The 12508-nt window shown below is 56.3% G+C and carries 17 protein-coding genes; 9 read left to right on the top strand and 8 right to left on the bottom strand.

The annotated features are described in order from the left end of the window. Nucleotides 1–4 precede the first annotated feature (4 nt). Genes rutD through rutG form a run of 4 tightly spaced genes read left to right on the top strand, consistent with a single transcriptional unit; the run spans nucleotide 5 to nucleotide 3251 of the window. A complete protein-coding gene (gene rutD / locus WFM46_RS07335) occupies nucleotides 5–817 on the top strand; it encodes a pyrimidine utilization protein D (protein ID WP_336997339.1) in 813 nt (270 codons plus the stop codon). Then, entirely contained in the window at nucleotides 814–1404 is a 591-nt protein-coding gene (locus WFM46_RS07340; RefSeq protein WP_103179020.1) for a malonic semialdehyde reductase, read from the top strand. The genes rutD and WFM46_RS07340 overlap by 4 nt, the downstream gene beginning before the upstream one ends. A gap of 9 nt (nucleotides 1405–1413) precedes the next feature. After that, nucleotides 1414–1905, top strand: a complete 492-nt coding sequence (gene rutF, locus WFM46_RS07345; RefSeq protein WP_103823656.1) for an NADH-dependent FMN reductase RutF — start codon at nucleotides 1414–1416, stop codon at nucleotides 1903–1905. A gap of 20 nt (nucleotides 1906–1925) precedes the next feature. Beyond that, on the top strand, nucleotides 1926–3251 hold the full coding sequence (gene rutG, locus WFM46_RS07350; protein ID WP_156654255.1) for a pyrimidine utilization transport protein G: 1326 nt from the start codon (nucleotides 1926–1928) through the stop codon (nucleotides 3249–3251). Here rutG and WFM46_RS07355 read toward each other — a convergent pair. Beyond that, nucleotides 3242–4159 (bottom strand): DMT family transporter, encoded by a 918-nt coding sequence (locus tag WFM46_RS07355; protein WP_336997340.1) that lies wholly within the window; start codon nucleotides 4157–4159, stop codon nucleotides 3242–3244. The two genes, rutG and WFM46_RS07355, sit on opposite strands and share 10 nt — an antisense overlap. 140 nt (nucleotides 4160–4299) lie before the next feature. Further along, nucleotides 4300–4476, bottom strand: a complete 177-nt coding sequence (locus tag WFM46_RS07360; RefSeq protein ID WP_336997341.1) for a general stress protein — start codon at nucleotides 4474–4476, stop codon at nucleotides 4300–4302. A gap of 394 nt (nucleotides 4477–4870) precedes the next feature. Between WFM46_RS07360 and wrbA the strand changes: the two genes are divergently transcribed. Beyond that, on the top strand, nucleotides 4871–5467 hold the full coding sequence (wrbA, locus tag WFM46_RS07365) for an NAD(P)H:quinone oxidoreductase (RefSeq protein ID WP_103179016.1): 597 nt from the start codon (nucleotides 4871–4873) through the stop codon (nucleotides 5465–5467). A gap of 20 nt (nucleotides 5468–5487) precedes the next feature. After that, nucleotides 5488–5715 carry a YccJ family protein gene (locus WFM46_RS07370; RefSeq protein WP_103179015.1) on the top strand — a complete coding sequence of 76 codons (228 nt, stop codon included), beginning with the start codon at nucleotides 5488–5490 and terminating at the stop codon, nucleotides 5713–5715. A 144-nt stretch (nucleotides 5716–5859) separates the two neighbouring features. On the opposite strand, the gene agp is transcribed toward WFM46_RS07370, so the two are convergent. After that, entirely contained in the window at nucleotides 5860–7101 is a 1242-nt protein-coding gene (agp, locus tag WFM46_RS07375) for a bifunctional glucose-1-phosphatase/inositol phosphatase (RefSeq protein WP_336997342.1), read from the bottom strand. 145 nt (nucleotides 7102–7246) lie between these two features. On the opposite strand from agp, the gene WFM46_RS07380 reads away from it, so the two are divergent. After that, nucleotides 7247–7696, top strand: coding sequence for a winged helix-turn-helix transcriptional regulator (locus tag WFM46_RS07380; protein WP_103179013.1), 450 nt, complete (start codon nucleotides 7247–7249; stop codon nucleotides 7694–7696). Between the two features lie 65 nt (nucleotides 7697–7761). Here WFM46_RS07380 and WFM46_RS07385 read toward each other — a convergent pair whose 3' ends face one another. From WFM46_RS07385 to WFM46_RS07395, 3 genes are all read right to left on the bottom strand, one after another. Then, the gene (locus WFM46_RS07385; protein WP_103179012.1) at nucleotides 7762–8238 is read right to left on the bottom strand and encodes a nuclear transport factor 2 family protein; all 477 of its coding nucleotides are present in this window, start codon (nucleotides 8236–8238) and stop codon (nucleotides 7762–7764) included. A 529-nt stretch (nucleotides 8239–8767) separates the two neighbouring features. Continuing rightward, nucleotides 8768–9334, bottom strand: coding sequence for a TetR/AcrR family transcriptional regulator (locus WFM46_RS07390; RefSeq protein ID WP_103179011.1), 567 nt, complete (start codon nucleotides 9332–9334; stop codon nucleotides 8768–8770). A 56-nt stretch (nucleotides 9335–9390) separates the two neighbouring features. Then, a complete protein-coding gene (locus WFM46_RS07395; RefSeq protein ID WP_336997343.1) occupies nucleotides 9391–9966 on the bottom strand; it encodes a CGNR zinc finger domain-containing protein in 576 nt (191 codons plus the stop codon). 92 nt (nucleotides 9967–10058) lie between these two features. Here WFM46_RS07395 and WFM46_RS07400 point away from each other — a divergent pair, with 92 nt between their 5' ends. Next, entirely contained in the window at nucleotides 10059–10991 is a 933-nt protein-coding gene (locus tag WFM46_RS07400; protein WP_336997344.1) for an alpha/beta fold hydrolase, read from the top strand. A gap of 25 nt (nucleotides 10992–11016) precedes the next feature. Further along, a complete protein-coding gene (locus WFM46_RS07405) occupies nucleotides 11017–11409 on the top strand; it encodes a VOC family protein (protein WP_103179008.1) in 393 nt (130 codons plus the stop codon). A 205-nt stretch (nucleotides 11410–11614) separates the two neighbouring features. On the opposite strand, the gene WFM46_RS07410 is transcribed toward WFM46_RS07405, so the two are convergent. After that, complete coding sequence (locus tag WFM46_RS07410; protein ID WP_336997345.1) at nucleotides 11615–12121, bottom strand: DUF4865 family protein; 507 nt, start codon at nucleotides 12119–12121, stop codon at nucleotides 11615–11617. Beyond that, nucleotides 12118–12507 carry a tautomerase family protein gene (locus tag WFM46_RS07415; protein WP_156654250.1) on the bottom strand — a complete coding sequence of 130 codons (390 nt, stop codon included), beginning with the start codon at nucleotides 12505–12507 and terminating at the stop codon, nucleotides 12118–12120. Before WFM46_RS07415 ends, WFM46_RS07410 begins: the two co-directional genes overlap by 4 nt. Between the last annotated feature and the right edge of the window lies 1 nt (nucleotide 12508).

Here is a 12508-nt window from a genome sequence, read left to right on the forward strand (position 1 = left end):
TGCCATGAATCTTTCCATTTCACCGCCGCCCTTTGCGGACGCGCCGGTTGTGGTGCTGATCGCCGGACTGGGGGGCAGCGGCAGCTACTGGCTGCCCCAGCTCGCCGACCTTGAGCAAGGGTATCAGGTGGTCTGCTACGACCAGCGCGGCACCGGCAATAACCCCGGCGAGCTGCCGGAAGATTACACCCTGGCAGCGATGGCCGACGAGCTGTGGCAGGCGCTCTCTCTCGCAGGGATCGCGCGGTTCAGCGTGGTGGGCCATGCCCTGGGGGCGCTAATCGGCCTGCAGCTGGCAGTGGATCACCCGCAGGCGATCGGTGCCCTGGTATGCGTTAACGGCTGGCTGACGCTGAATCCGCATACCCGCCGCTGCTTCCAGATCCGCGAGCGGCTGCTGCATGCCGGAGGGGCGCAGGCGTGGGTGGAAGCCCAGCCGCTCTTTCTCTATCCCGCCGACTGGATGGCGGCCCGCCAGCCGCGTATGGAGGCCGAAGAGGCGCTGGCCCTGGCCCACTTCCAGGGCAAAAGCACCCTGCTGCGCAGGCTCAATGTCCTGAAGCGGGCCGATTTCAGCCGCCAGACGGCGCGCATTCACTGCCCGGTGCAGATACTTTGCGCCGCCGACGATCTGCTGGTGCCCTCGGTCTGTTCGGCAGAGCTGCATGCCGCCCTGCCCGGCAGCCTGCTTACCATGATGCCCCGGGGCGGGCACGCCTGCAACGTGACCGAGCCGGAGGCGTTTAACGCCCTGCTGCAAAACGGGCTCGCCAGCCTGCTGCACCGCCACGAACGTTTACTGAAGGAGTTGCCATGAGTGAAGCCATCACCCCGACGGCGCAGCATGCGCTGTTTACCGAGGCGCGGACCCATAACGGCTGGCTGGATCGTCCGGTCAGCGACGAGACGCTGCGCGAAATCTATGACCTGATGAAATGGGGGCCCACCTCCGCCAACTGCTCTCCGGCGCGGATGGTCTTTATCCGCACCCCGGAAGGCAAAGAGAAGCTGCGCCCGGCCCTCTCCAGCGGCAACCTGCAAAAGACCCTCACCGCCCCGGTGACGGTTATCGTTGCCTGGGACAGCCAGTTTTACGAGCGACTGCCGGAGCTGTTCCCCCACGGCGATGCCCGGAGCTGGTTTACCGCCAGCCCGCAGCTCGCCGAGGAGACCGCCTTTCGCAACAGCACGATGCAGGCGGCCTATCTGATTGTCGCCTGCCGGGCGCTGGGGCTGGACACCGGGCCGATGTCCGGCTTTGACCGCGAAAAGGTGGACGCGGCCTTCTTCACCGGCAGCAATCTGAAAAGCAATCTGCTGATCAACATCGGCTACGGCGATACCCGCAAACTCTACGGACGACTGCCCCGCCTGAGTTTTGAAGACGCCTGCGGGCTGGCATAAGGAGCCACCATGAATATCGATAAACAAACGTTTCGTGATGCCATGGCCTGTCTGGGCGCGGCGGTCAATATCATCACCACCGACGGCCCGGCCGGACAGGCGGGCTTCACCGCCAGCGCGGTGTGCAGCGTGACCGACTCGCCGCCAACGCTGCTGGTGTGCCTGAATCGTAGCGCCTCGGTGTGGCCGGTGTTTAACGACAACCGCACCCTGTGCGTCAACACCCTGAGCGCCGGGCAGGAGTCCCTCTCGAATCTGTTTGGCGGCAAAACCCCGATGGCCGACCGCTTTGCCGCAGCAGGCTGGCAGACGGGTGCCACCGGCTGTCCACGTCTCGACGAGGCGCTGGCCTCGTTCGACTGCCGCATTAGCCAGGTGGTGAGCGTCGGCACCCACGACATTCTGTTTTGCGAGATCGTTGCAATAACCCGCCACCCGGTGCCCCAGGGCCTGGTGTGGTTTGACCGCGGCTACCACGCGCTGATGCGACCCGCCTGTTAATCCTCCTTAAGGAGCAGCTGATGGCACTATTCGGTTTTCCTCACTGGCAGTTGAAATCGACCTCCTCTGATAGCGGCGTGGTCGCGCCGGATGAACGTCTCCCGCTGGCGCAAACCGCGGTGATGGGGGTGCAGCATGCAGTGGCGATGTTTGGCGCCACGGTGCTGATGCCCATTCTGATGGGGCTGGATCCTAACCTGTCGATTCTGATGTCGGGCATTGGCACCCTGCTCTTCTTTTTCATCACCGGCGGACGGGTGCCAAGCTATCTCGGCTCCAGCGCCGCCTTTGTCGGGGTGGTGATTGCCGCCACCGGCTTTTCCGGCCAGGGGGTCAACCCTCAACTGAGCGTGGCGCTGGGCGGGATCATCGCCTGCGGGGCACTCTACACCGCGGTGGGTCTGGTGGTGATGAAGCTGGGCACTCGCTGGATCGAACGGCTGATGCCACCGGTGGTCACCGGAGCAGTGGTGATGGCGATTGGCCTCAACCTGGCGCCTATCGCCGTCAAAGGGGTTTCCGGCTCCGCCTTTGACAGCTGGATGGCGGTAATGACGGTGCTCTGCATCGGCCTGGTGGCGGTATTTACCCGGGGGATGATCCAGCGGCTGCTGATCCTGGTGGGGCTGATCTTCGCCTGCCTGCTCTACGCCCTGCTGACCAGCGTGTTTGGGCTTGGCAAGCCGGTGGATTTTACCCAGGTCGCCCAGGCGGCGTGGTTTGGTCTTCCGCAGCTCACCTCGCCCACCTTTAACGGCCAGGCGATAATGCTGATCGCCCCGGTGGCGGTGATCCTGGTGGCGGAAAACCTCGGCCATTTGAAAGCGGTGGCCGGCATGACCGGACGCAATATGGACCCCTATATGGGGAGGGCATTTGTGGGAGACGGGCTGGCGACCATGCTGTCAGGTTCGGTGGGCGGCAGCGGCGTGACCACCTATGCCGAGAACATCGGCGTGATGGCGGTCACCAAGGTCTACTCAACGCTGGTGTTCGTGGCGGCAGCGGTGATTGCCGTGCTGCTCGGCTTTTCACCTAAATTCGGTGCCTTAATCCACACCATCCCGGGGCCGGTGATTGGCGGTGCGTCGATTGTGGTGTTTGGCCTGATTGCGGTGGCCGGGGCGCGGATCTGGGTGCAGAACCATGTTGATCTCAGCCAGAATGGCAACCTGATTATGGTCGCCGTAACGCTGGTGCTGGGCGCAGGGGATTTTGCCCTTTCGCTCGGCGGCTTCACCCTGGGCGGGATCGGCACGGCCACCTTTGGCGCGATTGCCCTTAACGCCCTGCTCAGCCGCCGGATGGCGGGGGTGACGCAGGGCACAGTGGCGACTCAGGATTGATCCAGCGTGGCGCTGTCGTCCGGCAGCGCCTTCTTTTTTCTTTTCAGCTTCAGCTCACTCACCAGCACGCCCGCGATGATAAAGGCGCCCCCCAGCAGGGCGAGCAGCGGCAGGCGCTCCCCGGCCAGACGGCCAAAGATCCCCGCCCACACCGGCTCCCCGGTATAAATTACCGTCGCCCGGGTGGGCGAGACGCTGCGCTGGGCCCAGTTCATGGTCACCTGAATAATGGCGCTGAAAATCCCCAGCCCAAGGGCCACCATCCACAGCCCTGCCGACATCGGCGGAGCCGACTCCCCGGCCGGGATCATGGTCAGAAACGCCACCAGCGAGGCGGTCGCCAGCTGCACGACGGTGACGCGCTTGACGTCCACCTTTCCGGCCCAGGCGCTGATGAGGATGATCTCGGCGGCAATCGCCACCGCGCCCACCAGGGTGATCATCTCTCCAGGCCCGAGCGCCAGCAGGTTATCTTCCGGCCCTGCCAGCAGGATCAGCCCGATAAAAGCCAGCACAATGCCGATGCAGGACATCATTCCCGGCATGCGGCGCAGGCAGAGCCACTGCAACAGCGGCACCAGCGGGACATACATGGCGGTAATAAACGCCGATTTACTGCTGGGAATAGTCTGTAATCCCCAGGTTTGCAGGCTGTAGCCCATCGCGATCGCCACCCCGATCGCCAGCCCCGCTTTCAGTTCGGTCAGGGTCAGGCCGCGCAGGGTTTTGAGCGAAATGAGCGCCACCGCCAACGCAGCCGTGGCAAAACGCAGGCCGACAAAGAAGAAAGGGCCGCTCTGCGTGACGGCGTACTGTACGGCAAGAAAGGTCCCACCCCAGAACATGGTGATAAGGATCAGGATCGCTTCCTGCGGTTTGATCGAAAAGGCATAACGGGAGAGAGACATGGGGCACCAGCACAAAAAGTGAATCCGCTAGTGTGAAAGGAATTTGATAACACTTCAATAACAGGCATAAAAAAACCGCCGGGGATCCCGGCGGCGGGGGTGCCAGAGGTCAAAAGACCCCTACTTCAGACGGCTACAACTTAACTGCTCTTGTTGCCGGCATGGCTATTTTTGCCCCCTTTTTTGCCAGCTTCGGATGCGCGCTGAGGGTCATTTTTGAAATTACCCCCGCTCTGCTGGCCACCTTTACGTCCTGCTTCTGATGCTCTTTCACGGTCTTCTGCAAAATTACCTGACCCACCACGATGGTTTGCCATGTCGGACCTCCAGAGTTAAAAACATAAGATTTAATTCTGCATTCAGTGAAAGCGAATTCTTCCACCTGACGACGCTAAAAAAGAGTCTTTAACTGCGCCGCGTGAACTTAAGCTTAGTGGAGCAGGCGCATTCAGCCAGCGAATCGTAATATCCTGCAATACGATATCAGCCTTTTGTATGAAGCCTGCCGAAACGAAACCATAAGCCTTTCTTATCATTCCGAAAATTTGCTCTGCTGAAAATGTTTCATTTTGCTACGAAGAAAGCCCGTCATCCTTTGTTGTTTAAAATCAAATAAATGGTGTCCAGATTTGCAGTCTCGCTGTCACGTCATATCTTTAAATAACGGCAGCATGCCGCTGACCGAAAAAATCATGCGAGGAGTGAAGCGAAATGACGAAAATTCTGGTGCTCTACTATTCCATGTACGGACACATCGAAACCATGGCTCATGCAGTTGCGGAAGGCGCCAGGAAAATCGAGGGGGTTGAGGTGGTGATCAAACGCGTACCGGAAACCATGCAGGCAGAAGCTTTTGCCAAAGCGGGCGGTAAAGCACAGGAGGCGCCGGTAGCTTCGCCGCAGGAGCTGGGCGATTACGATGCAATCATCTTTGGTACCCCGACGCGCTTCGGCAATATGGCTGGCCAGATGCGTACCTTCCTCGACCAGACCGGGGGACTGTGGGCCAAAAATGCGTTACTCGGCAAAGTCGCCAGCGTGTTCAGCTCCACCGGCACCGGTGGCGGACAAGAGCAGACCATCACCTCAACCTGGACCACCCTTGCGCACCATGGGATGGTGATTGTGCCCATCGGCTACGGCACCCCGGAACTGTTTGATCTTTCCCAGCTCCGCGGCGGTACGCCCTATGGCGCAACAACAATTGCCGGGGGCGACGGTTCACGTCAGCCTTCGGAAGCAGAACTGAACATTGCCCGCTATCAGGGTGAATATGTCGCCGGCCTGGCTGCTAAACTGAAAGGTTAACTCTCAACAGGAGGATTACTATGCCAACTCAAGAAGCTAAAGCACATCGCGTCGGGGAATTTGCGCGTTTACGTAATACGTCACCGGAGATCGCTGAGGCGATTTTTGAAGTCGCAAAATATGACGAAAAACTGGCAGAGAAAATCTGGGAAGAAGGTAATGATGAAGTTCTGATGTTAGCCTTCCAAAAAACCGACAAAGACTCGCTGTTCTGGGGCGAGCAGACCATTGAGCGTAAAAACGTCTGATAATCGTGCGGACAAAAAACGCCTGATGGCGCTACGCTTATCAGGCCTACAAGATTCGGAACCAGAGTTGGATTTTGTAGGTCGGGTAAGCGAAGCGCCACCCGACATTTCAGCCCCTCTCCCCTTCAGGGAGAGGGGCTGAACTTACTGCGCCGCGGTATTCAATACCTTATTAAAGCTCTCCACCGGGCAGAATCCATTCGCATCCACCGGACAGCCGTTCAGCTCCAGGGTAACGCGCTGGGCTGGGGCTTCTAACGTCAGCACCTGGGCATTACGCAGCTGCTCGGTACTCTGATAGACATACTCAATTTTCATCAGATCGCGATTGCCGGTTTTGTCGTGCCAGCGCTGGAAGACGATCTTGCCCCCAATGGGTGTGCGCTCATACTGGCCGTGCAGCTGATAGGGTTTAAAATCCAGCGCCTTCAGCAGGGAGGCAATGTTAGAGTCATGCCCCACCAGCACGGTGATTTTCGGCGCTTTCGCCCGATCGGTGACCAGCGCGTTATCGATGTATTTCACCAGCGGTTTCGCCACGTTACGCGCCACCTCTGCCGAGGTAAAAAGCGAATCCTGATAGCCATTTTTTAGCTGAGAGAGCACCCGCCACTGCTGGTCGGTTTTGATCTCGCCCCACGCCACCTGATCCAGCGGGAAGCCTTCGTAATACTGCAACGTGAAGGCGTCAACCAGCGAGTTACCCACCTTGAGCGGACCGGATACCCCAGGCTCTTTCTGGTACTCGGCGCTGTAGGTGTCTTTCGCGTCCGTCAGGGAGCAGACCTGTTTTTCTTTGCAGGACGGAGACTGTTTGTAGTCGGTCATCTGCTCCAGCAGTTTGTAGCTCTCGTCAAGCTGCATCCCCTGACGTTCTTTGTTCATCGCCTGTAGCGCTTTTTCGCGGAATTCCGGGGAGTTGTCGGTGATCACCGGATTAAAGGTCGGGTCCATGGTGCCCATCTTTTCCTGATGGTGCACCGGCACATCGCACCCCGGGAACGCGCCGGTAATGAAGAACTGCGCGGTCGCCACCGTGCGTTGCAGACTGTTGGCATAGGCATAGACGCTGTTCGCTGCCGGACACTCCCCGGCGGTCACCAGCCCCTGCTCTGCCAGCCATTCACGTATGTAGTGCCCCATGTAGACTTCCAGCACCCCACCTTTGGTGGTGAGCTGCCCGCCGGGCACATCCCACTCTGGCCATTTTTCCGGGGTCGACTGTTCCAGCACGCTGCCGTTATTGGCCAGCGGCGCACGCAGGTTATGACGGCTCATGATCAGAACCTGTTCCAGCTGATACCCTTCCGGCGCGGTTTGCGCCTGAACGCCGCCAGAGAGCCCGATGCTGCCCGCCACGGCGACAGCGATTAGTGCTTTTCTCATCCCTAATTCCTCACCTGTTTATTGTCGTTAACAGTGTGACAGATCTGTGACGAATTACCTGGAGCCTGCCCGCAAAGTGACAGCTTGCTTTGTGCGCCGGGGTAATTGGTTTTATAATTAAACTTACCGCTGATAAGGAGAGACCGTGAAACGTACCCGCCTCGAAGAGAGCCCCTGCCCTGTCGCCCGCTCGCTGGATATTATCGGCGACTGGTGGTCCCTGCTGATTGTGCGTGATGCCCTGAGCGGCATAACGCGTTTTGGTGAGTTTCAGAAAAGCCTCGGCATCGCCAAAAACATGCTGGCGACCCGGCTAAAGCTACTGGTGGACGAAGGCATACTGACGCTGCAACCCGCCTCCGACGGCAGCGCCTGGCAGGAGTATGTGCTGACCGCAAAAGGCCGCGAGCTGCAAACCGTGCTGCTGGCGCTCTCCCAGTGGGGAAATGAACACCTGTTTGCCGAGGGGGATACCGGTACGGTGCTGGTGGACGCGCGGGATCGCCAGCCGCTACGCAAGCTCACGATGGTGGCGAGCGATGGGCGGGAGCTGGAGCCAGGTGAGGTGGTGGCGAAGTATCCGCAGACGAAATAACGTGAGAGAAACAACACAAATGCCCGACAGGAGAGTCGTCGGGCATTGCGGAATCAATCGGGACGTTAAAGACCCAGTTCCGATAACCCCGGATGATCGTCAGGACGACGCCCCAGCGGCCAGTGGAATTTACGTTCGCTTTCCTTGATAGGCATATCGTTGATACAGGCGAAACGGCGCTGCATCAGGCCATCTTCGCCAAATTCCCAGTTCTCATTTCCATAAGAGCGGAACCAGTTACCGGAATCATCGCGCCATTCATAAGCGTAACGGACGGCAATGCGGTTGCCGCCAAATGCCCATAATTCTTTAATCAGGCGATACTCAAGTTCTTTTTTCCATTTGCGCTCAAGGAAGCCTTTGGCTTCTTCGCGATTATTCGCAAATTCTGCGCGATTACGCCATTTGGTATCCAGAGAATAGGCCAGCGCGACTTTTTCAGCGTCGCGGCTATTCCAGCCATCTTCAGCAAGCCTGACTTTTTCAATGGCTGATTCAAGCGTAAACGGAGGCAGTGGAGGGCGAATTTGTGCATCAGACATGGTTAAGACTCCTGTAAATTGGCAGAGAGGGTTAAAACGCCTTTTCGATATAGGCATACAGACTAATTCCCCTGTTATTTAACGTCCTTTTCATTCATAGCGGTTTTGCAATATGCAGTCGCGCCAATATCCATTTACCAGAGGGTTCTTGTTGTCCATGCATTCATGGTAGAACGATCGTTCTACCTCGTCAAGCGCGAGTCTGTAAAATGATTAAAAAAATAAAAAATGTCATTATCGATATTATTATTTTACCGCCCCCTTACAAGCAAGCCGACAAAAACCCTTTATATACAATAGGATATTATTATAACACCTTAATTTTATGGCCTTTGCGGTACGAAAATCGCACCCGGTCAGAATAGAAAAAAGGCGGCAGGGAATAGCGTCGGGAATTAATATCCGACAAGGGAGGAGATATTTTATGAAATTTTATATCCTGTTCATAAAAACAGAATATAAGTGTGAAAGGTATGAGGATGAATTATTTCTGTTTCAGTGTCTGTTTCCCTGTGAGTTCAGGTCTCTTTTACGAGACCTGTTTCAGTAACAATTGAGCAATATCTTTTGCATCATCGGCGGCGCTGTATTCGCCCATGACGCGTGATACGGTTATAGCGCCTTCAATCAATAACAGCAATTGCCTTGCCAGGGCTGAAGCGTGCTCAATATTCAGTTGCCCGGTTAGCTCAAGGGCATAATCCAGTATTTTCTGTTTATGCAGTCTGGCAATCTGGCGGATGGGATCGGCACTGTCCCCCACTTCCCCGGCGGTATTAATGAATGCACACCCGCGATATCCTTCCGACTCAAACCAGCCTTTAAGCACGGTGAACATATTCAGGATACGTTCCTGCGGCGTGTCCCCTTTGTCGCACTCGCTTCTGAACCATTCCATCCAGCGGACATCCCGCGCGTTCAGCGCGGCAGCCGCCACTTCGTCTTTGTTCGCGAAATAGCGATAGATGCTTTTCCGGGCCACACCTGAGGTCTTCACCAGAAGGTCCATACCGGTGGCATGGATGCCGTTCTGGTAAATGAGTTCTTCAGCGGACGCGAGGATTTTTTCTCGTGTGTCAGTCGTATTTTTGTTCATAGAGTAATGGTAGAACGATCGTTCTCCTCAGTCAATTCTATTTTCGTCCAGAATCGCTACGAATTTTTCCTGTTCCGGAATGCCGCTACCTTCATGCGATTGCCGCACGTCGCCATACTGCACCAGCGGCGGCGATGGGATTTACTCAAATCATGAAACAGCAAAATACAGTTATGCGCTTCACATTGCCGCACGTATTCAAACTTATCGTCAGCGATGAGTTTCACCAACGCATCCGCAACAGGCCAGAGCAGGCCTGCGGGACTGAGCACCTCCGGCCGAACAGTAATCCGGTATCGCTGCGTCTCTTCGTCCCACTGTAGAGTCGTCTCAGGACGCCCCGCCTGGAGTACGTGGTTAATCACCGTCAGGTCAACCACAACGGACTTCATCGCGGCATGCACGACTGCCCTGGCGGCATCGCGCAGCTGCCGGGCTTCCGCCAAGAGCCCATCAGGTGCCTTAGTACCTTTCGGCACAAGCCCCGCTATCACCAGCCAGTCGATGACGCGGGTATCGTCTTCAAAACAGTCGTGCCGTTCATCCCCTGTCCCGTATTCACTGTTAATAAAATCCAGCGCAAGGTTGTCAGCCAGGAAGAGGGGCTGAGAAGAAGGTGGTTTAAATTCCATACCGCTCCGTAACTCATAAAATCATTTTGACAGGTTACCAAATTTACATGTAACCTTCAAACAACCACTTTAAAGGTTACATGAGGCTTATCATGATCTCTTCCACTACGGATTTATCTGCTCCCGCTACGCCGGTGTATTACCGCTATAAACAGGCAGGTGATGTTAACGTTTTCTACCGTGAGGCCGGCGATCCGGCATCGCCTGTATTGTTGTTACTTCACGGCTTCGCGGGTTCATCATTTATGTTTCGGGATCTTTTTGCCCAGCTGGCGGATCGTTATCACTTAATCGCGCCAGATTTGCCGGCCTTCGGTTTTACCGAGGCGCCAGCGCGCGGTGAATACGCTTATACCTTTGACCAGCTCGCGGAAACCATTGACCGGTTTACCGAAGCACTTAATCTCAACCGCTATGCGCTGTTGGTTCATGACTACGGTGCCCCTGTCGGATGGCGGCTGGCATTAGCCCATCCGGAGCGTGTGACAGCGCTTATTTCCCAGAATGGCAATGCCTACGAAGAGGGCCTGGGCGAGGCCTGGGAACCCATTCAGAGATACTGGCGCGAGCCCACGCCTGAAAACCGGCATGCGCTGCGTGAGTTTCCGACCCCGGCTTCAATCAAATGGCAATATCTGGAAGGTGTTGCCGATCAAAGCCTGGTTTCACCCGATGGCTATTCCCTTGAAGGAATGCAGGTATTACGGCCTGGTAATGCCGAGATTCAGCTTGACCTGTTACTGGATTACGCCTCAAACGTGAAGATGTATCCTCTGTTTCAGCACTATTTTCGTCAGCATCAGCCCCCGTTATTGGCCGTGTGGGGTAAACACGATCCCTTTTTCATGGCGGCGGGCGCTGAAGCCTGGAAACGCGATCTGCCAGACGCGGAAATCCGCTTCTACGACACGGGCCACTTTGCCCTTGAAACGCACGCCAGAGAGATAGGGTCTGATATTCGGGACTTCCTTGACCGCCACATCCGCCAGACCTCTTTACCGATGGGTGATGTAAGCGTTGGCTAAAACACTTTCTCTGGAGAACACAACGATGGCTGTTACTGCTGGTGTGCAGCATATCGGCTTAGCCGTATCTAAGCTTGAAGAAAGCGCTGCGTTTTTTACCAATATATTGGGCTGGGAGGAAGTGAAACGACGTGAAGATTATCCCGCTATCTTCGTAAGAGATGATGCGCTGACCATCACGCTATGGAAAACACAAACCGATGAGCCCATTACATTTAATCGTAAAACCAATGTCGGACTTCATCACTTAGCTTTACGGGTCGAAAATAAAGTGGATCTGTTCAGGCTTGTTGACCTGTTAAAGGCGAATCAGATTGAAATCGAATTTGAACCCACTTTAATCCGGGAGGGGCCATCAATGCATATGATGTGTTACGAACCGAGCGGCATCAGAATCGAATTCTATTATCCTGGATAGATGGGCATTGTTTGAATGCTTTTGAGGCCGCTCCATCCTGGGCAAATCCCATATGTAACCGGCATTTTGCCGTTCCAGCGTCCAGCGCCTTAGCATCTATTCTTTTATGTCCATCCGAAATAGCGAGCCTTGAAAGGAAAAAAACAGGTGCCCGGTTCGCCGGACACCTTGTATCAAGAGTTAAGCCTGATCAACGGTGGGGGGCTTAACGTATGTCCTCACTCGCCACATACGCAACCCGATAATTCTCCTTCCCCTCCTGCGGCGTCTCGCCAAAATTTACCTGCAACAGTTGCCAGCGGCTGACATCCCACCCGCAAAGCGGGGCATGCAGTTGCAGTGCCGACAGGTCGCTGTGCGCGGGGATCGTCTCGCGGGCAATCGATAGCCAGGCGGCACTTTTCACCTCTGCCACAGCCGGCAGGCGCAGCGCCAGCCAGGTGTCGATCTGCGGCCAGCCAAAATCCTCCGTCAACCTGCGAAAACCGGGGCTCTGTAAAAACTGCGTCATCCCGGCGGCACTCTCCCAGACGTAGAGCGGCGCATAGCGGTTTTCCACGCTAAAAGCGGCATCGCGTCTGGCAACAAGGAATGCCTTAAACAGCAGGCCGGGAAAGCCGTTCAGCTTCGCGCCATGCTCCGCAATACGCCGATCAATAATGGTCATATCGTAGTCGGCTGGCAGCGTGAAGCGATATTGCATAACGATCATAACCCCTCCTCAGACAGCATCCTTCCCCGACTAAAGCTCCACTCTTCGGCGGTATTGAACTGGATCATCACCATGACGTCATCCGGGTGAATAGCCAGCGTCCTGTGCAGCTCTTCACACAGCCGGCGGCAGAGATTTTGCTTTTGCGCAGCGGTGCGGGGCTTGCCCGCCAGAATATGAAACTGAATAAATTTGTCGCTGCGCCCGCCGCTTTTATAGTGGCGATCGAACAGGTGCCGCGTGGCCGGGATCTCCTCAAAAATCTGGAAGCGGTCCCCCGGCGGAACCGCGAATTCTGCCTCCAGGCTCTGCTGGAGGAGGTCGGAGATCTGCGCTATCTGCGCGTCGCTGTACCCCGGCCGCAGGGAGACACGTGTAAAGGGCATC

This window comes from Leclercia sp. M50 (assembly GCF_037150775.1).
In the GTDB taxonomy this organism is placed as follows: domain Bacteria; phylum Pseudomonadota; class Gammaproteobacteria; order Enterobacterales; family Enterobacteriaceae; genus Enterobacter.

Bases quoted from the DNA above. Each gene is read 5' to 3' on its own strand.
- rutD (WP_336997339.1), top strand. From the start codon at position 5: ATGAATCTTTCCATTTCACCGCCGCCCTTTGCGGACGCGCCGGTTGTG.
- WFM46_RS07340 (WP_103179020.1), top strand. From the start codon at position 814: ATGAGTGAAGCCATCACCCCGACGGCGCAGCATGCGCTGTTTACCGAG.
- rutF (WP_103823656.1), top strand. From the start codon at position 1,414: ATGAATATCGATAAACAAACGTTTCGTGATGCCATGGCCTGTCTGGGC.
- rutG (WP_156654255.1), top strand. From the start codon at position 1,926: ATGGCACTATTCGGTTTTCCTCACTGGCAGTTGAAATCGACCTCCTCT.
- WFM46_RS07355 (WP_336997340.1), bottom strand. From the start codon at position 4,159: ATGTCTCTCTCCCGTTATGCCTTTTCGATCAAACCGCAGGAAGCGATC.
- WFM46_RS07360 (WP_336997341.1), bottom strand. From the start codon at position 4,476: ATGGCAAACCATCGTGGTGGGTCAGGTAATTTTGCAGAAGACCGTGAA.
- wrbA (WP_103179016.1), top strand. From the start codon at position 4,871: ATGACGAAAATTCTGGTGCTCTACTATTCCATGTACGGACACATCGAA.
- WFM46_RS07370 (WP_103179015.1), top strand. From the start codon at position 5,488: ATGCCAACTCAAGAAGCTAAAGCACATCGCGTCGGGGAATTTGCGCGT.
- agp (WP_336997342.1), bottom strand. From the start codon at position 7,101: ATGAGAAAAGCACTAATCGCTGTCGCCGTGGCGGGCAGCATCGGGCTC.
- WFM46_RS07385 (WP_103179012.1), bottom strand. From the start codon at position 8,238: ATGTCTGATGCACAAATTCGCCCTCCACTGCCTCCGTTTACGCTTGAA.
- WFM46_RS07390 (WP_103179011.1), bottom strand. From the start codon at position 9,334: ATGAACAAAAATACGACTGACACACGAGAAAAAATCCTCGCGTCCGCT.
- WFM46_RS07395 (WP_336997343.1), bottom strand. From the start codon at position 9,966: ATGGAATTTAAACCACCTTCTTCTCAGCCCCTCTTCCTGGCTGACAAC.
- WFM46_RS07400 (WP_336997344.1), top strand. From the start codon at position 10,059: ATGATCTCTTCCACTACGGATTTATCTGCTCCCGCTACGCCGGTGTAT.
- WFM46_RS07405 (WP_103179008.1), top strand. From the start codon at position 11,017: ATGGCTGTTACTGCTGGTGTGCAGCATATCGGCTTAGCCGTATCTAAG.
- WFM46_RS07410 (WP_336997345.1), bottom strand. From the start codon at position 12,121: ATGATCGTTATGCAATATCGCTTCACGCTGCCAGCCGACTACGATATG.
- WFM46_RS07415 (WP_156654250.1), bottom strand. From the start codon at position 12,507: ATGCCCTTTACACGTGTCTCCCTGCGGCCGGGGTACAGCGACGCGCAG.